Origin of the sequence: Streptomyces sp. NPDC048291, assembly GCF_043201715.1 — a bacterium.
GTDB lineage: Bacteria > Actinomycetota > Actinomycetes > Streptomycetales > Streptomycetaceae > Streptomyces.
The window spans coordinates 227,312-250,369 of the sequence record NZ_JBICZC010000002.1 but is presented as its reverse complement, the minus strand read 5'-3'; the positions used below and the strand labels follow the sequence as shown (position 1 = coordinate 250,369).

Annotated in this window: 19 protein-coding genes; 6 read left to right on the top strand and 13 right to left on the bottom strand. The window is 71.6% G+C overall.

Annotation, left to right across the window (positions count from 1 at the left end):
* Positions 1-81 precede the first annotated feature (81 nt).
* Together ACGF5O_RS05425 and pepN are read right to left on the bottom strand one after the other, a co-directional pair.
* Positions 82-1,131: a hypothetical protein gene (locus ACGF5O_RS05425; RefSeq protein ID WP_393808593.1), complete on the bottom strand. Its 1,050-nt coding sequence runs from the start codon at positions 1,129-1,131 to the stop codon at positions 82-84.
* 207 nt (positions 1,132-1,338) lie between these two features.
* The gene (pepN, locus tag ACGF5O_RS05420) at positions 1,339-3,924 is read right to left on the bottom strand and encodes an aminopeptidase N (RefSeq protein ID WP_393808592.1); all 2,586 of its coding nucleotides are present in this window, start codon (positions 3,922-3,924) and stop codon (positions 1,339-1,341) included.
* A 148-nt stretch (positions 3,925-4,072) separates the two neighbouring features.
* Here pepN and ACGF5O_RS05415 point away from each other — a divergent pair, with 148 nt between their 5' ends.
* Positions 4,073-4,735, top strand: coding sequence for a DsbA family protein (locus tag ACGF5O_RS05415; RefSeq protein WP_393808591.1), 663 nt, complete (start codon positions 4,073-4,075; stop codon positions 4,733-4,735).
* Positions 4,736-4,876: 141 nt separating this feature from the next.
* Here the strand turns inward: ACGF5O_RS05415 and ACGF5O_RS05410 are convergent, their stop codons facing one another.
* The 8 genes from ACGF5O_RS05410 to ACGF5O_RS05375 form a co-directional block, all read right to left on the bottom strand.
* On the bottom strand, positions 4,877-5,524 hold the full coding sequence (locus tag ACGF5O_RS05410; RefSeq protein WP_393808590.1) for a superoxide dismutase: 648 nt from the start codon (positions 5,522-5,524) through the stop codon (positions 4,877-4,879).
* 84 nt (positions 5,525-5,608) lie between these two features.
* Positions 5,609-7,036 carry an amino acid permease gene (locus ACGF5O_RS05405; RefSeq protein WP_393808589.1) on the bottom strand — a complete coding sequence of 476 codons (1,428 nt, stop codon included), beginning with the start codon at positions 7,034-7,036 and terminating at the stop codon, positions 5,609-5,611.
* A 113-nt stretch (positions 7,037-7,149) separates the two neighbouring features.
* Positions 7,150-8,043: a TauD/TfdA dioxygenase family protein gene (locus ACGF5O_RS05400; protein WP_393808588.1), complete on the bottom strand. Its 894-nt coding sequence runs from the start codon at positions 8,041-8,043 to the stop codon at positions 7,150-7,152.
* Between the two features lie 11 nt (positions 8,044-8,054).
* The gene (locus tag ACGF5O_RS05395) at positions 8,055-9,392 is read right to left on the bottom strand and encodes an LLM class flavin-dependent oxidoreductase (RefSeq protein ID WP_393808587.1); all 1,338 of its coding nucleotides are present in this window, start codon (positions 9,390-9,392) and stop codon (positions 8,055-8,057) included.
* Between the two features lie 93 nt (positions 9,393-9,485).
* Complete coding sequence (locus tag ACGF5O_RS05390) at positions 9,486-10,193, bottom strand: ABC transporter ATP-binding protein (protein WP_393808586.1); 708 nt, start codon at positions 10,191-10,193, stop codon at positions 9,486-9,488.
* Positions 10,169-11,005 carry an ABC transporter permease gene (locus tag ACGF5O_RS05385; protein ID WP_393808967.1) on the bottom strand — a complete coding sequence of 279 codons (837 nt, stop codon included), beginning with the start codon at positions 11,003-11,005 and terminating at the stop codon, positions 10,169-10,171. Before ACGF5O_RS05385 ends, ACGF5O_RS05390 begins: the two co-directional genes overlap by 25 nt.
* Positions 11,006-11,010: 5 nt before the next feature.
* The gene (locus ACGF5O_RS05380; RefSeq protein WP_393808585.1) at positions 11,011-12,078 is read right to left on the bottom strand and encodes an ABC transporter substrate-binding protein; all 1,068 of its coding nucleotides are present in this window, start codon (positions 12,076-12,078) and stop codon (positions 11,011-11,013) included.
* A 195-nt stretch (positions 12,079-12,273) separates the two neighbouring features.
* The gene (locus ACGF5O_RS05375) at positions 12,274-13,482 is read right to left on the bottom strand and encodes an ROK family protein (RefSeq protein ID WP_393808584.1); all 1,209 of its coding nucleotides are present in this window, start codon (positions 13,480-13,482) and stop codon (positions 12,274-12,276) included.
* A gap of 435 nt (positions 13,483-13,917) precedes the next feature.
* Here ACGF5O_RS05375 and ACGF5O_RS05370 point away from each other — a divergent pair, with 435 nt between their 5' ends.
* Complete coding sequence (locus ACGF5O_RS05370; RefSeq protein WP_393808583.1) at positions 13,918-14,502, top strand: biotin transporter BioY; 585 nt, start codon at positions 13,918-13,920, stop codon at positions 14,500-14,502.
* A gap of 66 nt (positions 14,503-14,568) precedes the next feature.
* On the opposite strand, the gene ACGF5O_RS05365 is transcribed toward ACGF5O_RS05370, so the two are convergent.
* Positions 14,569-15,300 (bottom strand): hypothetical protein, encoded by a 732-nt coding sequence (locus ACGF5O_RS05365; RefSeq protein ID WP_393808582.1) that lies wholly within the window; start codon positions 15,298-15,300, stop codon positions 14,569-14,571.
* 325 nt (positions 15,301-15,625) lie between these two features.
* On the opposite strand from ACGF5O_RS05365, the gene ACGF5O_RS05360 reads away from it, so the two are divergent.
* Positions 15,626-17,245, top strand: a complete 1,620-nt coding sequence (locus ACGF5O_RS05360; protein WP_393808966.1) for a protein kinase — start codon at positions 15,626-15,628, stop codon at positions 17,243-17,245.
* A 3-nt stretch (positions 17,246-17,248) separates the two neighbouring features.
* On the opposite strand, the gene ACGF5O_RS05355 is transcribed toward ACGF5O_RS05360, so the two are convergent.
* Positions 17,249-18,718: an amino acid permease gene (locus ACGF5O_RS05355; protein WP_393808581.1), complete on the bottom strand. Its 1,470-nt coding sequence runs from the start codon at positions 18,716-18,718 to the stop codon at positions 17,249-17,251.
* 215 nt (positions 18,719-18,933) lie between these two features.
* Between ACGF5O_RS05355 and ACGF5O_RS05350 the strand changes: the two genes are divergently transcribed.
* Together ACGF5O_RS05350 and ACGF5O_RS05345 are read left to right on the top strand one after the other, a co-directional pair.
* Positions 18,934-19,428: a ribose-5-phosphate isomerase gene (locus ACGF5O_RS05350; RefSeq protein WP_393808580.1), complete on the top strand. Its 495-nt coding sequence runs from the start codon at positions 18,934-18,936 to the stop codon at positions 19,426-19,428.
* Between the two features lie 137 nt (positions 19,429-19,565).
* Entirely contained in the window at positions 19,566-20,369 is an 804-nt protein-coding gene (locus tag ACGF5O_RS05345) for an Fpg/Nei family DNA glycosylase (RefSeq protein WP_393808579.1), read from the top strand.
* Between the two features lie 13 nt (positions 20,370-20,382).
* Here the strand turns inward: ACGF5O_RS05345 and ACGF5O_RS05340 are convergent, their stop codons facing one another.
* Positions 20,383-21,624 (bottom strand): GNAT family N-acetyltransferase, encoded by a 1,242-nt coding sequence (locus ACGF5O_RS05340; protein ID WP_393808578.1) that lies wholly within the window; start codon positions 21,622-21,624, stop codon positions 20,383-20,385.
* A 174-nt stretch (positions 21,625-21,798) separates the two neighbouring features.
* On the opposite strand from ACGF5O_RS05340, the gene ACGF5O_RS05335 reads away from it, so the two are divergent.
* The gene (locus ACGF5O_RS05335; RefSeq protein ID WP_393808577.1) at positions 21,799-22,962 is read left to right on the top strand and encodes a PP2C family protein-serine/threonine phosphatase; all 1,164 of its coding nucleotides are present in this window, start codon (positions 21,799-21,801) and stop codon (positions 22,960-22,962) included.
* Positions 22,963-23,058 lie beyond the last annotated feature (96 nt).

The window sequence follows — 23,058 nt, the reverse complement described above, 5'->3', positions numbered from 1 at the left end:
GGGCGCTGCCGTGACGCGTCGTCGTGGCCGGTCGCGCAGTTCCCCGCGCCCCTTCGGGGGCGTTGTTCCGGGGGCGGTCTTTCAGCGCGGGAGTACCACCACGTACGCGGCCGGGTCGCGGTCGTTGGCCGCCATCAGGGCCGTGCGGACCACGGCTGCCTGCTGTTCCATCGCGTCGCGGAGCTTGCGCGGGGTGAGGTAGACGACCGTGATGCCGAGCCGCTCCAGGTGTTCCCGCTTGCGGGCGTACTCGGACCACAGCGCGTCCTCGTCCTGCCGATGGCCTTGGCGCGGTGCGCGCGTGTCGAGTTCGACGGCGACCCCCTGCTCCGGCCAGTAGGCGTCGAGACCGCCCAGGTGGGGACCGCCCGGCAGCCTCAGGTCCACGTTCCAGACCGGGTCGGGGAGGCCGTACTCGTGGACCATCCGGTAGAGGCGGTCCTCCGCGATGGCCCGGCCCTCGGCGACCAGGGAGTCGACGGCGTCCACCACATGGGGGCGGGAGAGCAGCTTCGCCTCGGTCAACTCCCTTACGACCGCGGCTGGTTCGCAGTGGCCGCCGCGCACCGCCTCGGTCAGCAGCCGCCGTACCGCCTCCGCGTCGGTCAGGTCCGCCACCGCGTCCGCGAGGGCACGCGGGACCGGGGCGACCGGGAGGCCCGTCACCTGCACGGGGGTGGGCAGGGCCGGGGTGCGGAGCACGCGGACGTAGGAGGTGGAGCGCAGCCGGCGCAGCCGCGGGACCAGGACGTCCACGTGGTCGAGGGAGAGCAGCGGCGGGGTCGCGGAGAAGCCGTGCAGGGTCAGCGCCGCCAGGCCCGTGATCATCGCGTCCGCGTAGACCGGGCGGTGGGGGGAGTCGGGGGTCGGCTGCGCCGGGACGCCCGGGGCCGGTTCGCGGGACGTGAACAGCAGGGCGCCGTGCAGGCGTTCCTCGCTGGTCGGCGGGCCGGGGTGGAGCAGGACCACGCCGGGCAGCAGTTGCTGCCAGGGGCCGCCCGGCCGGCACTGCTCGGCGATCTCGGTGGCCGCGACGCCGTGCGAGCGGAGCTGGGCCGTCGTCAGCACCCGGCGGCGGACGTCGGACAGGTGGTGCAGGGGGCGGGGGGAGAGCGGGGTGTTGTGGGTCATGGCCTCGGGATTCCCGGGGCCGGCCGGGTCCTTAACCGGTGTTACGTGTTCGTCGATGAATACGGACAAGACGGGACTAAAGGACGGGTGTTCGGGTGCCGAGTAGGGAGCCAAAACCCCTGGTCCGGATGGGTGGGGACCAGGGGTTACGGCCATGATGGAATGAATTGCGTAACGGTCACCCGGAGGGCAACCGTTGGCCAAAGGTCAGCTCGCCGAGGCCCCGGCGGACCGCGCGTCGCACTCCTGTCCGCGCAACGTCCGTGCCAGGTCGTCCCGCGCCTCCAGGACCAGTCGGCGCAGCGCCGGAGCCGCGTCGGCGTGCGCCGTCAGCCACGCGTCCGTCGCGGCCAGGGTCTCCGGACGGTCCTGGAGGGAGGGGTACAGGCCCCGCACCACGTCCATGCCGATCTGGATCGAGCGGTCCGCCCAGATCCCGGCGATGACCTCGAAGTACCTGCCGGCGTACGGGGCCAGCAGCTCCCGCTGCGAGGACTGGGCGAAGCCCGCGATCGTCGCCTCCACCAGCGCGTTGGACAGCGCCTGCGACTCCACGACCTGCGCCCACGCCTGCGCCTTCACCGCGGCCGACGGCCGGGCGGCGAGGCAGCGCACCTGGTGGCGCTTGCCGGACGCGGTGTCGTCCCGGGCCAGTTCGGCCGCCAGCACCGACTCGTCGGCCAGGCCGTGCGCGGCGAGGGGTTCGAGGAACGCCCAGCGAAGCTCCTGGTCGACGTCCAGACCCTCGATCGCGGCAGCCCCCGACAGGAGGTCCTGGAGCAGCCGGAGGTCGGGCTCGTCGGTCGCCGTCGAGGCGAAGAACCGCGCCCAGGCCAGCTGGTGCTCGCTGCCCGGCGCCGCCTGCCGCAGCTCCCGCAGGGCGCCCTCGGCGAGCAGCCGCCCGGCCGCCTCCCGGCCCTCGGGCGCCACGTAGTTCACCAGCGCCGACTCCGCCCAGGCCTGGAGCATCTGCAGCACGCCGATGTCCGACTCGCGGCTCGCGAACCGCAGCACCAGGCCGACGAAGTCCCGGGCCGGCAGCAGCGCGTCCCGGGTCAGGTTCCACAGCGCCGACCAGCACAGCGCCCGGGCCAGCGGGTCGGTGAGCGCGCCGAGGTGGCCGCGCAGGGTCGCCAGCGAGGCCTCGTCGAAGCGGATCTTGCAGTAGGTGAGGTCGTCGTCGTTGACCAGGACCAGCTCCGGGGCCTCGGCGCCGGCCAGCTCGCTGATCACCGTACGGGGGCCGTCCACGTCGGCCTCGGCACGCGCGTACCGGACCAGGTCGCCGTCCGCCAGGCGGTACAGACCGATCGCGACCCGGTGCGGGCGCAGCTCGGGGTGCGACTCCGCGGCCTCCTGCAGCACGGCCAGCTCGGCCACCCTGCCGTCCCCGTCGAGCAGCACCTGCGGGGTCAGCGAGTTCACCCCCGCCGTCTGGAGCCACTTCCCGGCCCAGGCGCCCATGTCCCGGCCGCTGGTCTCCGCGAGGACCGACAGCAGGTCGCCGAGGCGCGTGTTGCCGTACGCGTTGCGCTTGAAGTAGCGGCGGGCGCCCTCCAGGAACGCGTCCTGGCCGACGTACGCCACCAGCTGCTTGAGGACGGAGGCGCCCTTGGCGTAGGTGATGCCGTCGAAGTTGAGCTTGGCGTCCTGGAGGTCGCGGATGTCGGCCGTGATCGGGTGCGTGGAGGGCAGCTGGTCGGCGCGGTACGCCCAGGCCTTGCGGCGGTTGGCGAAGGTGGTCCAGGCGTTCTGGAAACGGGTGGCGCCCACGTTCGCGAACGTGCCCATGAAGTCCGCGAAGGACTCCTTCAGCCACAGGTCGTCCCACCACACCATGGTGACCAGGTCGCCGAACCACATGTGCGCCATCTCGTGCAGGATCACGTTGGCGCGCGCCTCGTACGACGCCTGCGTCACCTTGCCCCGGAAGATGTACTCCTCCCGGAAGGTCACCAGACCCGGGTTCTCCATCGCGCCGAGGTTGTACTCGGGCACGAACGCCTGGTCGTACTTCCCGAACGGGTACGGGTAGTCGAAGTGCTCGTGGAAGAAGTCCAGCCCCTGCTTGGTGATCAGGAAGACGTCGTCCGCGTCGAAGTAGGGGGCGAGGCCCTTGCGGCACATCGCGCCGAGCGGGATCTCCAGCGTCGAGCCGTCCGGCAGGGTGCGGGAGTACGAGTCCGTCACGTAGTGGTACGGCCCCGCCACCACGCACGTGATGTACGTCGAGATCGGCCTGGTCTCCGCGAACCGCCAGCTGCCGTCGGCGAGTTCACCGGCGCCGTTGCTCCACACCGTCCAGCCCTCCGGCGCCCGCACCTCGAAGCGGAACGGCGCCTTGAGGTCCGGCTGCTCGAAGTTGGCGAAGACCCGGCGGGAGTCGGCCGGTTCGTACTGGGTGTAGAGGTAGACCTCGCCGTCCTCGGGGTCGACGAAGCGGTGCAGGCCCTCGCCCGTGCGGGAGTAGGCGCACCGGGCGTCCACCACCAGCTCGTTCTCGGCGGCCAGGTCCTCCAGGGCGATCCGGGTGCCGTCGAAGACCTCCCCGGGGTCGAGGTCCTTGCCGTTGAGGGTCACGGCGGTCACGCCGGGCGCGATCAGGTCGGCGAAGCTCGACGCGCCCGGCTCGTTGCAGCGGAAGCGGATCGTGGTCACCGAGCGGAAGGTGCGGGGCTCGTCCTGGCCCTCCCCGACGGCGGACCGTACGTCCAGCGACACGTCGTACCCGTCGACCGACAGCAGGGCGGCCCGCTCCCGGGCCTCGTCGCGGGACAGATTCTCACCGGGCACGGGCGGCACTCCTTCGTGTCGACACACATCGTCGTCAGTGGTCGGGACAGCACTGATCCTCCCACGTGCCCCTGACGGCGGGAGCCCGGGAATGGGGTGGCCGGTGACGGTGTTGCCGCTGGAAAAGGCCCGTATTCCGAGGAGCGCCATGTCCGAGACCGTGACCAGCTCAGGCAAGACCCCCGTCGACTTCTGGTTCGACCCGCTGTGCCCCTGGGCCTGGATGACCTCCCGGTGGGTCCTGGAGGTGGAGAAGGTCCGCGACATCGAGGTCCGCTGGCACATCATGAGCCTCGCGGTCCTCAACGAGCCCAAGCTCGACGAGCTGCCCGAGGAGTACCGCGAGCTGCTGGAGACCAAGGCGTGGAAGCCGATCCGCGTGGTCACCGCGGCCTGGCAGAAGCACGGCTCCGACATCCTCGGCCCGCTGTACACCGCGCTCGGCACCCGCATCCACAACAACGGCGAGGGCCCGACCGTGGAGGCCGTCGCGGGCGCGCTCGCGGACGTCGGCCTGCCCGCCGACCTGATCGACTACGCCGACCAGGAGGACTTCGAGTTCGACGCCGAGCTGCGCGCCTCCCACAAGGAGGGCATCGACAAGGTCGGCCAGGACGTCGGCACCCCGGTGATCGCGGTCCCCGGCTCCGACGGCGAGCAGATCGCCTTCTTCGGCCCGGTCGTCACCCCCGCCCCCAAGGGCGAGGAGGCGGCCCGCCTGTGGGACGGCACCCTCGCGGTCGCCTCCGTCCCCGGCTTCTACGAGATCAAGCGGAGCCGGACCAAGGGCCCCGACTTCAGCAACCTGTAGGGATCGCTGGAACCTTCCGGTCCGCAAGGCGCAGGCCACCGGAAAGCCCCCGCGAGTCACGTCCTCGCGGGGGCTTCCCCTCTGTCCGCCCGCCCCGGTGAACGGTGAGAAGACGATCACGAGGCAGGACGTGTCGGCGGCTCAGGGAGCCAGCAGCAGCACATCCGCGCGCGACCGTGCCGCCTCGTAGCGGCGGGCCACGTCCTGCCAGTCGACGACCGCCCACATGGCGTCGATGAAGTCGACCTTCTGGTTCCGGTACTGGAGATAGAACGCGTGCTCCCACGCGTCGAAGACCAGGACCGGCGTCGACCCCTGGCCCACGTTGCCCTGGTGGTCGTAGACCTGCTCGACGATCAGCCGCCCGCTCAGCGGCTCGTACGCGAGGACGCCCCAGCCGGAGCCCTGGGTGGTGGCCGCCGCCTTGGTGAGCTGGGCCTTGAAGCCGGCGAAGGAACCGAAGGACTCGGTGATCGCGTCCGCCAGGCCGCCCACGCCGTCCGCCGCCAGCGGCTCGCCGCCGCCGTCCTTCGGGCCGGTCATGTTCCGCCAGTAGATGCTGTGCAGGATGTGGCCGGAGAGGTGGAAGGCCAGGTTCTTCTCCAGGCCGTTGACCGCGCCCCAGCTCTCCTTGTCCCGTGCCTCCGCCAGCTGCTCCAGGGTGTCGTTGGCGCCCTTGACGTAGGCCGCGTGGTGCTTGTCGTGGTGCAGCTCGATGATCTCGGGGCTGATCACGGGCGCGAGCGCGGAGTAGTCGTAGGGCAGTTCGGGAAGCGTGTAGACGGGCATGGGTGTGGGTCCCCTCCGAACCTCTTATTGCGAAGAGCTTGCAACTACACGTTAGCAACAAGAAGGCTGGAGAGGGGCAGGACGTCAGGTGTCGGCGCGCCTGCGCTGCCGCACGTAGCCCACCGTCGCCAGGACGGCCGTCATCCCGCCCGTGTAGTACAGCTGCACGCGGGTGTCCGCCTCGCGGGCCATCAGGACGAGGACCGCCGCCATGCCGGCCAGCGCCAGCCAGGTCAGGTACGGGAACGCCCACATGCGCACGACCGGCTTCTCCGGCGCCTCCCGCTCCAGGCGGCGGCGCAGCAGCAGCTGGGAGACGGCGATGAGGGCCCAGACGACCAGGATCACCGCGCCGATCATGTTCAGCAGCCAGGGGAAGACGTCGTCCGGGCGCCAGTAGCTGAGCAGCACGCAGACGAACCCGAAGAAGCACGAGGTCAGGACCGCGAGACGCGGGACGCCCCCGGAGACCCTGGCCAGCGCCCGCGGGCCCTGGCCGCGCTCCACCAGGGAGTGGGCGATGCGCGAGGAGCCGTAGATGTTGGCGTTCATCGCGGAGAGCAGGGCGACGAGGACGACGACGTTCATCAGCTGCCCGGCGCCGGGGATGCCCAGCTGGTCGAGGGCGGCGACGTACGGGCCCTTCTCGACGAGCTCCTTCGAGTCCCAGGGGACCAGGGTGACGATGACCGCCATCGAGCCGACGTAGAAGAGCGCGATGCGCCACATGGCCGTGCGGACCGCGCTCGCCACGCCCCGGACCGGGTCCTCGGACTCGGCCGCCGCGATGGTGACCGTCTCCAGGCCGCCGTACGCGAAGATCGAGGCCAGGACGCCGATGATCAGGCCCTCGCCGCCGTGCGGGAGGAAGTCGGTGAGGTTCGAGGTGCCCGGCGAGTCGGTGCCGGGCAGCACACCGGCGACGGCCAGCACGCCCAGGACGAGGAAGAGGCTGATCGCGGCCACCTTCAGCGCCGCGAACCAGAACTCGAACTCGCCGAAGTTGCGGACCGCGGCCAGGTTCGTCGCGCAGAAGACGGCCATGAACAGGGCGACCCACGCCCACTCCGGCGTCCCCGGCAGCCAGCCCGTCACGATCTTCGCGGCGCCGATGCCCTCCAGCCCCACCGCCGTGCACAGCAGCACCCAGAACGCCCAGCCGGCCGTGAACCCCGCCCACGGCCCGATGGCCCGCTCCGCGTGCGCCGAGAACGAGCCCGACGACGGGTACGCGGCCGACATCTCGCCCAGCATCCGCATCACCAGCATCACGAGGAGCCCGGAGAGGGCGTAGGCGAGGACGACGGACGGCCCGGCGGCGGCGATGCCCGCGCCGGAGCCGACGAAGAGCCCCGCGCCGATCACCCCGCCCAGGGCGATCATCGACGGGTGGCGCTGCCTGAGACCGGGGGAGAGGCCCGGGGCGCTGCTCGGGGACGGGCTCGGGGACGGCGCGACACCGCCGTCCTCGTGCGACGGCGGTGTCTCGACCGGGGTGCTGCGGTGCGGCATGGGCGCGGCTCGTCCAATGGGTGAGATGGGCAAAAACGCCCACAGCATGGGCGGCCTCTCCGCTCGGGGGGAGAGACCGCCCATTATCCGGACGCGCCGTCAACGCCCCGTGGTCACGCGGCTACGGACGTGTAGTGCGAGGCGTCGCCCTGGATCGAGTAGCTCTCCTTGCCCTCGGTGCCGACCGGGATGTCGCCGGCGAGGGTCACCCGGTGCAGCCGGCGCGCCAGGCCGTCGTAGTTGTCGATGGCGTAGTGCTGGGTGATCCGGTTGTCGAAGACGACCAGCTGGTTCTCCGACCAGCGGTGGCGCAGGATGTTCTCCGGGCGGGTGACGTAGGCCTGGAGGAGGTCGAGGACCCGGCGGGACTCGGACGGCGACAGACCGACGACGCGCTGCGCGAACCCGCCGATGTACAGGCCGCGTTCACCGGTCAGCGGGTGGACGCGGACCACCGGGTGGACCGTGCGGTACTTGATCGACGTGAACTGGGCACGCTGGGCGGCCTGCCGCTCGTCGATCTCCTCGTCGGGGACGGCGTAGTCGTAGTCGTTGGTGTGCTCCGCCCACAGCGTGTCGGCCAGGGCCCGCAGCGGCTCCGGGAGTTGGCGGTAGGCGGCGGCCGAGCTGGCGATCAGGGTCTCGCCGCCGTACGGCGGGACCGTGATCGAGCGCAGGGTGGTGGCCTGCGGCGGGTTGAGGACGAAGGTCACGTCCGTGTGCCAGTGGTTGGCGGCCCGGCCGCGCTCGCTGTCGACCGGGAGGACGTTCGGCACGCCGTCGACCGAGGAGACCGTCGGGTGGGCGGTGGTGACCTCGCCGAAGGTGCGGACGAACGCCTGGTGGGTGTCGTCGTCGAGGTTCACGTCGTCGAAGACGAGCGCCTTGTGCGTGTTGAGCGCCTCGCGGACGGCGGCGGCCGTCTCCGGGCCGAGGGGGCGGGAGATGTCGACGCCGGAGACCCGGGCGCCGATGTTCGCGGTGATCTTGGTGATCTGGAGGGACATGGCGGTTCCTTTCAGGCGAACACAGGGCTGGCGGTGTACTGGTTGGCGGGGCGCGGGAGGCCGTAGCGCTCCCGCAGGGTCCGGCGCGGGCCGTACTCCTCGCGCAGCAGGCCGCGGGCGCGCAGGATCGGGACGACGTGGTCGACGAAGGTCTCCAGGCCGGACGGCAGCACCGGCGGCATGATGTTGAACCCGTCGGCGGCGCCCTGGGTGAACCAGGTCCCGATCGCGTCGGCGACCTGCTCCGGGGTTCCGGCGAAGGTCAGATGGCCGCGCCCGCCGCCGAGCCGCCCGATCAGCTGCCGCACGGTGAGCCGCTCGCGGCGGGCGAGCCCGACGACCAGCGAGTAGCGGCTCTTCGCACCCTCGATGGCGTCCTCGGACGGCAGCCCGGCGGGGAGCGGGCTGTCCAACTCCAGGGTTCCGGAAGGGAGATGGAGGAGCCGTTCCAGGTTGGCCACGCCGTGCCGGTGCACGATGCGGTCCTCCAGGAGCTGTTCGTGCGCCCGCGCCTCGGCCTCCGTCGAGCCGATGACGGGGACGATGCCGGGCAGCACCTTGACGTGGTCGGGGTCGCGGCCGGCCGCGGCCGTACGGGACTTCAGGTAGGCGTAGAAGTCCCGCGCCTCCTCGACGGTCTGCTGCGCGGTGAACACCGCCTCCGCGTACCGGGCGGCGAACGCCTTGCCGTCCTCGCTGGACCCGGCCTGCACCAGCAGCGGGTAACCCTGCGGGCTGCGGGGCACGTTGAGGGCGCCCTCAACGCTGAAATACGTGCCCCGGTGCCGGGGCGGGTGGATCTTCGCGTCGTCGCCCCAGACGCCGGCCGCCTTGTCGGCGACGATCGCGTCGTCCTCCCAGCTGTCCCAGAGCTTCAGGGCCACGTCGAGGAACTCGGCGGCCCGCGCGTACCGCTCGGCGTGCGCGGGCTCCCCGTCGATCCCGAAGTTGCGGGCCGCCTCCGCCCCCGCCGTGGTGACGATGTTCCAGCCCGCCCTCCCGCCGCTGATGATGTCCAGCGAGGCGAACTTCCGGGCCAGGTTGTAGGGGGAGTTGTAGGAGGTGGAGGCGGTGGCGATCAGCCCGATGTGCTCGGTCGCCGTCGCCAGCGCGGTGAGCAGGGTGAGCGGTTCCAGCGCCCCGGCGGGCCGTTGCCCGACGCTGCCCCACAGGTGCGGGCCGTCGGCGAGGAAGAGGGAGTCGAAGGTGCCGCGTTCGGCGGTCCGGGCCAGCCCGACGTAGTGCGCGAGGTCGACGTGCGCGTACGGGTCGCTCTCCGGGAGGCGCCAGGACGCCTCGTGGTGACCGGTGTTCATGAGGAAGGCGTTGAGGTGGAGCTGGCGGGTCATGGGGGTCCTTTGCAACGTTTGAGCCCGTCCGGCGATTGAGGACGAGGCCGAAGGCCGAAGCGGGGGTGTGGGGGCGGCAGCCCCCGCGGACGTTCACGTGTCCTCCGTGACCCCCAACGCCGCCAGCAACCGCGACCGGTACTCCCCGCGGGAACCCCCGTCGAGGGCCAGGTCGAGGCCGATCCGCCCGTGCTCCAGGACCAGCACCCGGTCGGCGAGGACGATCGCCTCGTCGACGTCGTGGGTGACGAGCAGCACGGACGGCCGGTGCCGCTTCCACAGCTCGCGCAGCAGGTGGTGCATCCTGATGCGGGTCAGGGCGTCCAGCGCGCCGAACGGCTCGTCGGCGAGGAGCAGTTCGGGCTCGCGGACCAGGGAGCGGGCGAGCGCGGCCCGCTGCGCCTCACCGCCGGACAGCTCGCCCGGCCAGGCCCGCTCCCGGCCGCCGAGGCCGACTTCTTCGAGCGCGGCCCGCCCCAGGTCGTGGGCGTCCCGGCCGTCCAGGCCCAGCACCACGTTGTCGAGGACCCGTCGCCAGGGCAGCAGCCGGGAGTCCTGGAAGACCACCGACACCCGTTCCGGGGCGGTGAGTTCACCGCTGCCGGTGACCCCGTGGTCGAGTCCGGCGACCGCCCGCAGCAGGGTGCTCTTGCCGGACCCGCTGTGCCCGAGCAGCGCGGTGAACTGCCCGGCCGGCAGGTCGAGATCGACGGAGTCGAGGACCGTGCGCTCCCCGAACGACCGGGTCAGGCCGCGGAGCCGGACGGCGGGGCGGGTCAGCTGCTCAGTGTGCGGCGCCATGACAGCACCCTCCGTTCGACGACGCGGACCACGGTGTCGGAGACGAGGCCGAAGACGCCGTAGATCAGCAGGCCGACGAGGATGATGTCGCTGCGCCCGTAGTTCTGGGCCTGGAACATCATGTAGCCGAGGCCGCTGGCGGCGTTGATCTGCTCCAGGACGACCAGGCCGAGCCAGGAGCCGGTGACGCCGAGCCGGAGCCCCACGAAGAATCCGGGCAGCGCGCCGGGGATCACGACCTCCCGGATGAACCGGATCCTCGACAGGTCCAGCACCTCGGCGAGTTCGACGTACCGGCTGTCGATCGCGGACAGCGCGGCATGGGTGTTCAGGTAGACCGGGATGTAGACGACGATCGCGATGATGGCGATCTTGAAGGTCTCGCCGATGCCCAGCCAGAGGATGAACAGCGGGATCAGGCCGAGGGTGGGGATCGCCCGGTTGATCTGCACGGTCCCGTCGATCAGCGCCTCGCCGGTGCGGGTGAGCCCGGAGGCCAGGGCCAGCAGCACCCCGGCGACCAGGCCGATCACGAAGCCGTACCCGGCCCGCTCCACGGAGGTCAGGACGTCGGTGCGCAGCGTCCCGGCGGTCCACAGGTGGACGGCGGTGTCCAGGACGGTCCAGGGCGCGGGGATCGCGCCGGGGTCGAGCCGCCCGGCGGCGGAGGCGATTGCCCAGGCGGCGAGGACGACGAGCGGACCGGCGAGCCGGGCGGCGGGCAGCCGGCGGCCGGGGGAGAGCCGGCGGCGCGGCCGGACCCGGCGCGCCTGCGCCTCCGCGACGGGGACCGGCACGGTGCCGGTGGTCACGGCGGTCACTTCCGGTACTCCGCCGCCACGGCCTTCGCGGCGAGCGACTCGAAGCGGTGGTCGAAGAGCCCGGTGACGTCGGTCTTCTTCACGAACCCGCCCTCCGCGAGCAGATCCGCGGTCTCCTGCTCCCACTTGATCGCCTCGTCCCAGCTGGGCGGGAACAGAGGCTTGTTGGCGAGCCTGGTGATGCCCTGGGCCTGGGCGAGGGTCAGGTTCTGCGTCTTGACGTAGAACTCCTCGTTCCAGGTGCCCGGGTTCTCCCACTGCCAGACCAGGCCCTTGGCCCACTCGGGGATGTACGCGGCGACCGCGGCGGCCTTGGCCTTGTCGTTCAGCACCGCCTGCGGCGCCCACAGCAGGTTCAGCAGGTCGACGACGTCGGTGGCGATGGTGTGCGCGCCCTTGGAGCCGTACTGCTGGAGGTAGGCCGGCGCCTGGGTGTTGGCGAGCGGGGCCACGTCCACCTGCCCGGACTGCAGGGCGGTGAGGAACTGGTTGCTGGTCAGCGGGACCAGCTTCACGTCGTCGTAGGCGAGCCCGGCCTCCTTCAGCGCCCGCAGCAGCACCACACCCTGGGCCTGCCCCTGCGAGAAGGCGAGATTCTTTCCCTTGAATTCGGCGACCGTGCGTATGTCGCTGCCGGGCTTGGTGGCGAACAGGTAGTTCGGCTTGCGGGTCAGCTCGATCGCCACGATTTTTGCGGCGAAACCCTGGTACTGCGCCTGGATCGGCGGAATTCCCGCATTGTTGGCGAGGTCGAGGGACTTGGCGCGGAACGCGTTGATGACATCAGGACCGGCACCGATGTTCACCCAGCTCGACACCGTGAACGGCAGTTCCGGCAGCTTCGCCAGATTGAACGCCAGCTGCTGCACGCCCAGATAGGAGGCGATCTTCAGGCTGGTGCCGGCCGGGACCTTGTCGGCCAGCGGAGCGGTCGAGGCGCCCGCGGTGTCGGCGGCCGCGCTGCCGCCCGCGCAGCCGCTCAGCCCGGCCACGGCCGCCGAGGCGCCGAGCAGTGAGGTGAGGAAGAGCCGGCGGTCGATGCCGGAGGAGGACACAGAAGGCATGGGAGTGCTCCGGGGAGAAAAGCAGCAGAAAGGCAGGGCGAATTCCCGGCGACGGAAGGCCGGAAAGAGAGATCTCACGCAGAGGGAAATGCGCGCCCGGGGCGCGTCAAGACGTCAGCAACAGAGGGTGCGACAGGTCATGAGAGGGATGTTCCTTGCCGTGGACGACGGCTGTCAATATTCCGAGTTTCTGAATTAAATAAGCTCTGGTGACAGGGCCGGAGCCGTGGCGTGCGAGGCGCTCAGCGGGTCCCGGTACAGCACGTCGAGGACCACCGAACCGCCCGCCACCGCCAGCACCGAGGCCCCGAAACTGGTCGGCGCGACCACGGCCGCCCGCTCCGTGCCGACCGCCTCCCGCAGCGCGGCCAGACAGTCCTCCCGGTAGAGCACGCCGACCTCGGTGACGACCACGCTCTCCGGGTTGAGGACGTCGAGCAGCAGCGCCGCCGCCCGCCCGGTCAGCCGCGCCCGCTCCACCAGCAGTCCTGCGGCCGCCGGATCGCCGGCCCCGGCCGCCGCGAGGACGTCCATCGGGTTGCCGCTGTCCGTCACCCCGGCCGCCCGGGCCCGCCGCACCAGGGTGCGTTCGCTGAGCTCCACCTGGAGGCAGCCGGTGCGTCCGCAGGCGCAGGGCTCGGTACCGCCAGGCACCGGGAGGTGGCCGATCGTGCCGGCCTGGGAGCGCGGGCCGTGGTGCACCTCGTCGCCGGTGGCGAAGGCCGCGTCGACCACGTTCCCGACGAACAGGTGCAGCACGCTGCGGCTGGACCGGGCCCGCCCGAAGAGCCGCTCCCCGTTGACCAACGCGCGCGCGTGCCCGTCCACATGGACCGGCAGCCCGGTGTGCGCGCCGAGCAGCTCGCGCACCGGCACCTCGCGCCAGCCCAGCAGGGGGTGCTCGACGACGGTGCCGGAGTCCCGGTCCACCCAGCCGCCGACGGCGACGCCGACGCCCAGCGGCCGGCTGCCGGGCGTCTCGTCGAGCAGCGCGTCGAGCCCCGCGGCGGCCCGCGCCAGCACCGCGCGCGGATCGGTGTCCCGGTGCTTCAACTCCCGCCGTACGACGACCCGTCCGCGCAGGTCGAGCAGGGCGACCGTGGTGTACGGCACGGCCACGTGCACCCCGCCGACCACGAACCGCGAGTCGTCCAGGTCGACCGGTACGTGCGGCCGGCCCACGCCCTTCACGCGCCGCGGCGCCTCCGTCTCCCGGATCAGGCCGAGTTCGGTGAACCGGGCGCAGTAGTCGGTGACGGAGGCCGGGGAGAGCCCGGTCAGCCGGGCGATGGTGGAGCGGGCGACCGGCCCGTGCTCCAGGACCGAGCGGAGGACCACACTGGCGCTGGTCCGCCGCCGGTCACGGGGCGCGGAGGTGGGCGGAGGTGCCGCGGTACGGGGCATGGGAAACCGTCCTCGGGAACGGGGCCGACACGTCTCGGACGTCGAGGCGCGCCGGACCGGTCTCCCGCCGCGCGGCCTCAGGGCGTACGGCGACAGGTGGCAGCCCCCTGGCGTCGCAGGTCGACATAGCGACGCGACGTGAGGTTCAGGGACTGGGCGACCATGTCCGGAAGCGTAGGCCAGAAACCTTGAATCCCACCAGACCGCTGGGATTCGATTGGCGGAACTCCACAGGCCTGTTCAACGCCGTTGACGTGACTGAAACATCTCTGCCTCAGTGATCGGCGTCACCCCCTACCGCGTGTAACCCGCACCCTTTGTGGGGAGCCCACCAAGTGCCGCTTCCGGCCTTTGTCGATCGCTGACGTGTCCGGCTCAGACGGGTCGGGATAGCGTCACAGAGTCCCTTGCCTGCCCCCACCCCGCGGAGTCCCCATGAGCACCGCCACCGCCGCCGCGCCGACCCGTACCGGCACCGTCCTCGCCGACCTCCTGCCCGCGTCCCGGGTGCGCGACGCCGCCCTCGTGCTCGGCGGTGCCGCGCTCACCGGCCTCGCCGCCCAGCTCGCCGTCCCGGTGCCCGGCTCCCCGGTCCCGGTGACCGGCCAGACCTTCGCGGCCCTGCTCGTCGGCACCGCCCTCGGCGCCCGCCGCGGCCTGCTCTCCCTCGCCCTGTACGCGCTGGCCGGCCTCGCGGGCGTGCCCTGGTTCGCGAGCGGCACCTCCGGTGTCTCGGTCTCCTTCGGCTACATCCTCGGCATGATGCTGGCCTCCGCCGTCGTCGGCGCCCTGGCCCGGCGCGGCGCCGACCGCGGCGTGCTGCGCATGGCCGGCACGATGCTGCTCGGCGAGGCGATCATCTACGCGATCGGCGTGCCCTACCTCGCCTACGCCGCCGGGATGTCCGCGTCCGCGGCGATCGCGGCCGGCCTCACCCCGTTCCTGATCGGCGACGCGGTGAAGGCGGTCCTGGCGATGGGCGCGGTGCCCGCGGCGTGGAAGCTCGTCGACAAGCGCTGACCCGACCCGAACGGCGGTGGGGCCCCGGATGCTTCGGCACCCGGGGCCCCACTCCTGTTCGGGCTGTTACGGCTGCTGCCGCGGCCGTCGCTGCGACCACCACACCCCCGCCGCCCCGGCCGCGATCAGCCCCGCGCCGGCCGCGCCGAGCGGCAGCACGTCACCGCCCGCGCCGGTCTTCGGCAGCTGGTCGCCGCTCGGCCCCACCGGCTTGTTGTCGGTGCCGAGCAGCAGCGGGGTGGCCGGCGCGTTCGGCGACGGGTTCGTCGTACCGAACGGCACCGGGCCCTGCTGCCAGAACGTCTTCTTCCCGTCCGCGCTCTGCACGGGCAGGCAGATCTTCCCGGTCCTGCCGAGGTCGAACGTGGCGTCCACGGCATAGGACTTCGACCTGCCCGCGCCGAGCGCGCCGACGGAGCATGTGAAGGCGCTGTTCGAACCGGCCGGCAGGTCTTTCTGCGCGATCGAGGTACAACCCTGAACGCCATTGATCTTCAGGCCGTCGAAACCGACCACCAGAAGACTGATGTCGCCGCTGTCCTTGGTCCCCTCATTCTTCACGGTGGCGGTGATCGCCGTTTTCCGCGAACTGTTGTCGACCGAGATCCTCTCCGGCAGCGTGGTCGTCAGCCGCACCCCGTCCGGCGCCTGGTCGACCGCCTTTCCCCCCTTGCCGCTTCCCGGTCCCTGGTCGTCGGCGACAGCCGTGAACGGCAGGATCATCACGGCCGAGAAAGATGCCGTGACCAGCGATCCGGTGACCACGGTCAGCCGCCGGACCGTACGACGAGAACTCATGTTCGTCCCCCTTGCATCCCCCTGGACCGCGCCCTGAATTCGCGGTCACTTGAAGAGGTACCACAAGATTTCTCCGCACTATGCTGGTACGGCCGTAAGTGTGACCATTGTGTGTCAGCAGGGGCGGTCGTTGAGGGGGTGCAGCGAATTGCCGGGGAATTCAGAGAATTCAGGGAATTCAGTTGGCGCGGGGAATCCGGGGGGTCCGGAGAATGCGGGGAATCCGGGGAATCCGGGGAATCCGGAGAGCGCGGGGACGGGCGGGGTCCCCGGGCTGCTGGTGACCGGCCGCTACCGGCTGGCCGAGAGTATCGGGCAGGGCGGCATGGGGCGGGTGTGGCGGGCCGCCGACGAGACGCTCGACCGGCAGGTCGCCGTCAAGGAGATGCGGATCGACGGCCTCGACGCCGAGGACACCCGCACCCGCCGCGAACGCACCCTGCGCGAGGCCAGGGCCACCGCCCGGATCGACCACCCCAACGTGGTGCGGGTCTACGACGTCGTCGACGAGGGCGAACGCCTCTGGATCGTCATGGAGCTGGTCCACGGCCGCTCCCTGGAGTGGATCATGGCCGAGGAGGGCGCGCTGAGCCCCCGCGCAGCCGCCCGGATCGGCCTCGGCCTGGTCGCGGCGCTGCGTCAGGTGCACGCCGGGGGAGTGCTGCACCGCGACATCAAACCCGGGAACGTGCTCGTCGAGAACGCAGCGGGCAGGGTCGTCCTCACCGACTTCGGCATCGCCGCGATCCAGGACGCCAAGGCGCTCACCATGGTCGGCATGCTCGTCGGCTCCCCCGACTACATGGCGCCCGAACGCGTCTCCGGCCGCCCGCAGGGCCCGCCCTCCGACCTCTGGTCGCTCGGCGCGACCCTGTGCGCGGCCCTCGGCGGCCGCTCCCCCTTCTCCCGCGACACCACCCTGGCCACCCTGCACGCCGTCCTCTACGAGGAGCCCGAACTCCCGTCCGGCGCAGGCCCGTTGCACGCCCTGCTGGCCGCCCTGCTGGAGAAGGAACCGGAGGCCCGCCCAGGCCTGGAGGAGGTCGAACGGGAACTGCGCCCGGTGGCCCACCCGGCCCCCGTGGAACGCCGAACCCCCACATACGTACTGCGCCCCCCGACCCCGCAGGACGAACCCCCACAGCCACAGGTCAGTGCATCGACAGAGGCGGCCTCGGAACCCCGCACGGAGGTCCGCTCGGAAACCCCGCCCGACAACTCGACGGCCCCGACCCTCCAACGCCCCGAACCCCTCCAACGCTCCGAACAACAGGGCCCCGTAAGGGGCGCGGGGAACGGCGCGCCCAGCCCCCACCCACCCGCACCGCCCCACCACCGCAAGCCCCCCAAACGCACAACTCTCCTCGCCGTACTGGGAACAGCAGCCGTAGTCACCGCCCTCGCCATCCTCCTCACCACCACAACGGGCGGCGGCGACAACAAGACAGCGACCGGCACCTCCTCCTCGGCCAAGCCCGCTTCATCGGCGCCGACCGTAGAGGGAACGACTCGCCCCCGCTCCCTCCCACCCGGCACCCACGAAGAGGCCGGCGGCTTCGCCTGGGCGCCGCCCGCCGGCTGGCGCAGGGACGTGAAGACGGGCGCCGAGGTCCACTACACCTCCCCCGACGGCGGCCAGGAACTCGTCGCCAAGTCCTCGCTCGCCCGCGGCAACCTTATGGAGACCTGGAGCGCCTCCGAGCAGAGCGCCCACCAGGGCCAGGACTACACCAAGATCCGGCTGGCCGAGACGACCTTCCGCGGCCACCCGGCCGTCGTCTGGGAGTACACCTTCACCCTCGGCGGCACCCCCTGGCACGCACGGCTGCTGGGCTTCGACGCAGGCGGCAAGTCGTACCAGATCAACACCTGGTACCAGCCGGCGGTCGAAGCCCAGGCCGTACGGACGTACGAGAAGGTGAAGGACAGCTTCACCCTGCTGTGAGGGTCAGCCGACGGACACCTGGTCGGCTGAGTCGGCGTCGGAGTCGGCGTCCGCGCCGGCCTCCGCGTCCGCGCGGCCACCGCCCGTCACCTTCTGCTTCACCACGGCGACCGCGACCACCGCCGCCGCGACCAGCAGCGAGAGCAGCACCGTCGTACGACCGCTGCTCTCGCCCTCCGTGTCGGTCAGCATGTAGCCCAGCACGAAGACGATCAGAGCGGCCGTCGCCCAGGTCAGGTACGGGTACAGCCACATCTTCACGACGAGCTTCTCCGGCGCCTCGGCCTGGATGATCTTCCGCATGCGCAGCTGCGAGAAGCAGATGACCAGCCAGACGAACAGGGCCACCGCGCCACTGGAGTTGACGAGGAAGAGGAAGACGGAGTCCGGGAACCGGTAGTTGAAGAAGACGGCGACGAACCCGAAGACGACGGACGCGACGATCGCGGCCGTCGGCACCCCGCGGGCGGTGGTCCGCGCGAACGCCTTCGGCGCGTCACCGCGCTGCCCGAGCGAGAACGCCATCCGGGAGGCCGTGTACAGACCGGAGTTGAGACAGGACAGCACCGAGGTCAGCACGATGAAGTTCATGATCTGGCCGGCGTGCGCGATGCCGAGGGAGTCGAGGGCGGCGACGTACGAGCCCTTCTCCTTGATGGACGGGTCGTTCCACGGCAGCAGCGAGACCACGATGAGGATCGAGCCGAGGTAGAAGACGCCGATCCGCCAGATGATGCTGTTGGTGGACTTGGTGACCGCGCGCTGCGGGTCCTCGGACTCGCCGGCGGCCAGGGTGGCGATCTCGCTGCCCATGAAGGAGAAGACGACGAGCAGCACGCCGGTGAGGATGGCGCCGGGCCCGTGCGGCAGGAAACCGCCGTGGCCGGTGAGGTTGGAGAAGCCCGCCTTGTCGGTGTCCGCGCCGGGCAGCACGCCCAGCACCGCCAGCAGGCCGACGACGATGAACGCGCCGATCGCGACGACCTTGATGCCGGCGAACCAGAACTCGAACTCGCCGTAGGAGCCGACGGAGACCAGGTTGGTGGCGGTGAGCACCGTCATCACGATGAGCGCCCAGGCCCACTGCGGTACGGCCGGGATCCAGCCTTCCAGGATCGTGGCACCGGCGGTGGCCTCGACCGCCAGCACCACCACCCAGAAGAACCAGTACAGCCAGCCGACGGAGAACCCGGCCCAGCGGCCGAGCGCGCGGTCCGCGTGCGCGGAGAACGATCCTGAGGTGGGGTTGGCGGCGGACATCTCGCCGAGCATCCGCATCACCAGCACCACGAGCGTGCCGACGAGTGCGTACGACAGCAGGATGCCGGGGCCTGCGGTGGCGATGCCGGTGCTGGAACCGACGAAGAGGCCGGCACCGATGACACCGCCGATCGCGATCATCGACAGATGCCGGTTCTTGAGTCCTGCTTGGAGACCGTCGTGGGGACGGCCGTGGGGACCGTTGCCAGTCATGGGGGGAATCCTTTGCGCCGGGTGAGCGGGCTCTCGTACGAGCGGCGTACGAGTTGGTCCAGTGAAACGGAGGCGGACTGATTCCTGAACCTTTGAATCCAGATTGTTACTTGAGGTTTTCCTGAGGTTCTGTAGTGTTACTCACAATTTCCGGGACGCTTTCGGTATGCGGCCCCGCCCCTGCCGTGCGTTCACGCCCGTGTCACACTCATCCCATGCGCGTGTATCTCGGCTCCGACCATGCGGGCTTCGAACTCAAGAACCACCTCGTCGAGTGGCTGAGGGCGGCGGGTCACGACCCCGTGGACTGCGGCCCCCACATCTACGACGCCGACGACGACTACCCGCCCTTCTGCCTCCGCGCGGCCGAGCGGACGGCGGCGGACCCCGCCGCCCTCGGCATCGTGATCGGCGGCTCCGGCAACGGTGAGCAGATCGCCGCGAACAAGGTGAAGGGCGTGCGGGCGGCGCTCGCCTGGAGCGAGGAGACGGCGTCGCTCGGCCGGCAGCACAACAACGCGAACGTCGTGGCGGTGGGCGCGCGCATGCACACGCAGGACGAGGCGACGAAGTTCGTCGAGACGTTCCTGAACACGCCGTTCTCCGAGGGCGAGCGGCACATCCGCCGCATCGACATGCTGTCCGCGTACGAGACCACGGGCGACCTCCCCCCGATCCCGGCGCACCACCCCTCCGGGGACGGCCGGTAGACGTTCGGCCGCGGGCGCGTGGGGGCTGTTCGCGCAGTTCCCCGCGCCCCTGACGGGGCGCCGTGGTCGTGCGCCCTTCGACGTTCACCTCTTCACCGACCGAGTCGGGTGGGTGGGTGCGTGGGAAAGGAATCCCGGTGCCAGAGGGGCACACGATCCACCGGCTCGCGCTGGACTACCGGCGGCTCACCGGACCCGTACGGGTCAGCAGCCCGCAGGGCAAGTTCTCCGACGCCGCGGAGCTGATCGACGGCGCCCCCCTCACCCGTACCGAGGCCCACGGCAAGCACCTCTTCCTCGGCTTCCGCGACAGCGACTGGGTCCACATCCACCTCGGCCTCTTCGGCAAGGTCACCTTCGGCGACGCCCCCGCGCCCCCGGCCACCGACACCGTCCGGCTCCGCCTGGCCGACCACACCGCCTACGTCGACCTGCGCGGCCCCACCACCTGCGCCCTGATCACCGACGCCGAGAAGAACGCCGTACACGCCCGCCTCGGCCCCGACCCGCTGCGCGCCGACGCCGACCCGGACGCGGCGTACCGCAGGATCTCCCGCAGCCGTACGACGGTCGCCGCCCTGCTGATGGACCAGAAGGTCATCGCGGGCGTCGGGAACGTCTACCGCGCCGAGGTCCTCTTCCGGCACGGGATCGACCCGTACCGCGCGGGCAGGGACCTCACCCCCGCCGAGTGGGACGGCATCTGGGCCGACCTCGTCGGACTCATGCACGAGGGCGTCCGGAACAACCGCATCGACACCGTCCGCCCGGAGCACACCCCGGAGGCGATGGGCCGCCCGCCGCGCGTGGACGACCACGGCGGCGAGGTGTACGTCTACCGCCGGGCCACCCTGCCCTGCCACCTCTGCGGCACCGGCATCCGCACCGCCGACCTCGCCGCCCGCAACCTCTTCTGGTGCCCCGCCTGCCAGAGACGCTGACCGCGCGGCGCCGCTAGAAGCCGTGCGGCAGCCACGGCGGCACCGGTGAACCGAACGCCACCGACGCCTCCGCCAGCGCCCCCGGCCGTACCTCGTCCACCCGCCCGGCCCGCGCCAGCGACAGCAGGGACACGCCACCGAGGTAGGCCGCCCCCAGCTCCCTTACCGGCAGGGTCAGTTCGGCCGCGTCCGTCGTACGCTCGCAGGACGCCCCCTTGGTGTCCCCGGTCAGCCGCCAACGCCCCGCGTTCCAGGGGCAGAAGGCGTCCGCCACCTCCAGCACCACGTCCACCGGCGTCTGGTAGGTGCGCGCCGCGAGCGCCGCGCCGACGTCGACGAGACGCACGTACCCCATGTCCCGCAGCCGCGTCAGACAGCGCCGGATGTCGGAGACCTGGTGCTGCCAGGCGTCGTCGACCGGCCGCCCCCGTACCGTCAGCTTCGACATCAGGTCGATGCCGAACAGGAACCGCCACAGCGCCGCGTCGCTCGCCGGATCGAGCGCGGCGAGGTCCTCCAGCGACACCGTGCCGTCGTGGCCGCTCGGCGACCAGCCCAGCTTCGTACGGAACCGGGCGAACCCGGTGACCCGCCCGTCCCGCTCCGCGACCACGCACTGCAGCGCCGACGCGCCGCCCCGCTCGCTCTCCGGGTCCAGCAGGCCCGCCCGCTCCCAGCCCGGCTGCCGGGCCAGCATCCCGGGCCGCAGCGGCACCAGCTCCGCGTAGACCGCCTCGCACGCGTCGAGCACGGCGGCCGGGTCGGCGTACCGCAGCCGTATGTCACCGGTGCCGGCCGGCACGTCCAGCGTCACCCGGCCCGTGTCGATCTCGGCCTGCAGCTGGAAGGTCGCGGCGCCGTACCCGAAGCGGCCGTAGATCGCCGGCTCGGAGGCGGTCAGCGCGGCCAGCGGCTCGCCCCACTCGCGTATGTCGTCCAGCTGGCGGCGCATCATCGACGTCAGCACCCCGCGCCGCCGGTGCGTCGCGGCCACGCTCACCATGGTGATCCCCGCGGTGGGCAGCACGGCACCGCCCGGCACCGTCATCCGGAACCGGAACGCCCCCGCCGTCCCGACCAGTTCGGACCCGTCCCAGACGGCCAGCGACCGCTCGCACTCCGTCAGGGACCGGTCCAGCGCACGCTCCTCGGCCGGAGTCGAACCGGCACCGAAGGCCCGCACCAGGTGGTCCCACCACCCGTCGAACTCCTCGGGACGCAGCACCTTCAACTCGGTCGCACGCACGGTCGCCATACGCCATGACTACCAGGGCATTGCAGGACGAGCCAGCGAATTTCTCCCGGACGGCGACGCGGGGGCTTCCGGTGAAGTTCACTGTGAAGTCGCACCCGAAGGTGAGTCTCGGACGGGGGACAAGTGGGACCTCCCGTGCCAAGCAGCTGGTCCGATGGATAGGGTCCCGAACTAATGGCAGTAGACCGAGAGCGGCGCGCGAAGGCCGAGACGCTTCCGGCCCGGTGGAAAGTGCAGTGGCACCGGGTCCGCGTCGGCGTGCGCAGAAGCGCCGTGGACTACTTCCGTGGCGACGGCTCCGACTGGATCGCCCTGGTCGGACTGCTGCTCACCGTCCCGGTCCTCGCCTCGATGACCCTCGCCAACTCGGTCTGGTTCTCGCCGGCCGCGCTGGTCCTGCCGATCATCGCGGGCGGCCTGCTGCTGCGCCCGGCGAGCCTGCTCGGCCTGTACGCGGCGGCGGCCACCGCCCTGATCGTGGAGTCGGTACGGCTCGGCCCCTACACCGAGGGCCCCTCCCGCGTCACCCCCGGTGTCGTCCTGGTGGTGGCCGCCTGCGGCTTCTTCGGCCTCCTCACCGCCCAGTTCCGCAGCCGGGTCGGCGTGCCCTGGCGACGCGGCGGCACCATGCTCTTCGACCTGCGCGAACGCATCCGGGTGCAGAGCAAGCTGCCGAAGCTGCCGCCCGGCTGGCACCGCGAGATGGCGCTGCGGCCGGCCGGCGGGCAGTCCTTCTCCGGCGACTTCGTGGTCGCGGCCCGCACGAACAACGGCCGCACGATGGAGGTCGTCCTCACGGACGTCTCCGGCAAGGGCATGGACGCGGCGTCCCGCGCCCTGCTCCTCTCCGGCGCCTTCGGCGGCCTCCTCGGCTCGCTCCCGCCGCACGCCTTCCTCCCCGCCGCCAACGGGTACCTGCTCCGCCAGGACTGGGACGAGGGCTTCGCGACCTCCATACACCTGGTCCTGGACCTCGACTCCGGCGACTACGAGCTGTACTCCGCGGGCCACCCGCCCGGCCTCCAGCTCAGCGCGGGCAGCGGCCGCTGGGAGGAGAAGGCCGCCGAGGGCCCCCTCCTCGGTGTGTACGACGGCGCCCAGTTCGACCCGGTGAAGGGCTCCCTGCGCCCCGGCGACGTCCTCATGATCTTCACGGACGGGCTGGTCGAGACGGCCGACCGCGACATCGTCGAAGGCATGGACCGCCTCACGGGAGAAGCCGACCGCTACGTCGCCGGCGGCTTCCACGGCGCCGCCTGGCACCTCATCGAGGCAGTGGCCAAGGACGTCAACGACGACAGGGCGCTCCTCCTGATCTGCCGCGAGGCGGCGAGATGACCGCGCCCCGGGCCACGCCCGCGGCCCGTCGGCGGCCTCGGGTGCATAGGGGCTGACCGCGCAGTTCCCCGCGCCCCTTACGGGGCGCTGCCCCGC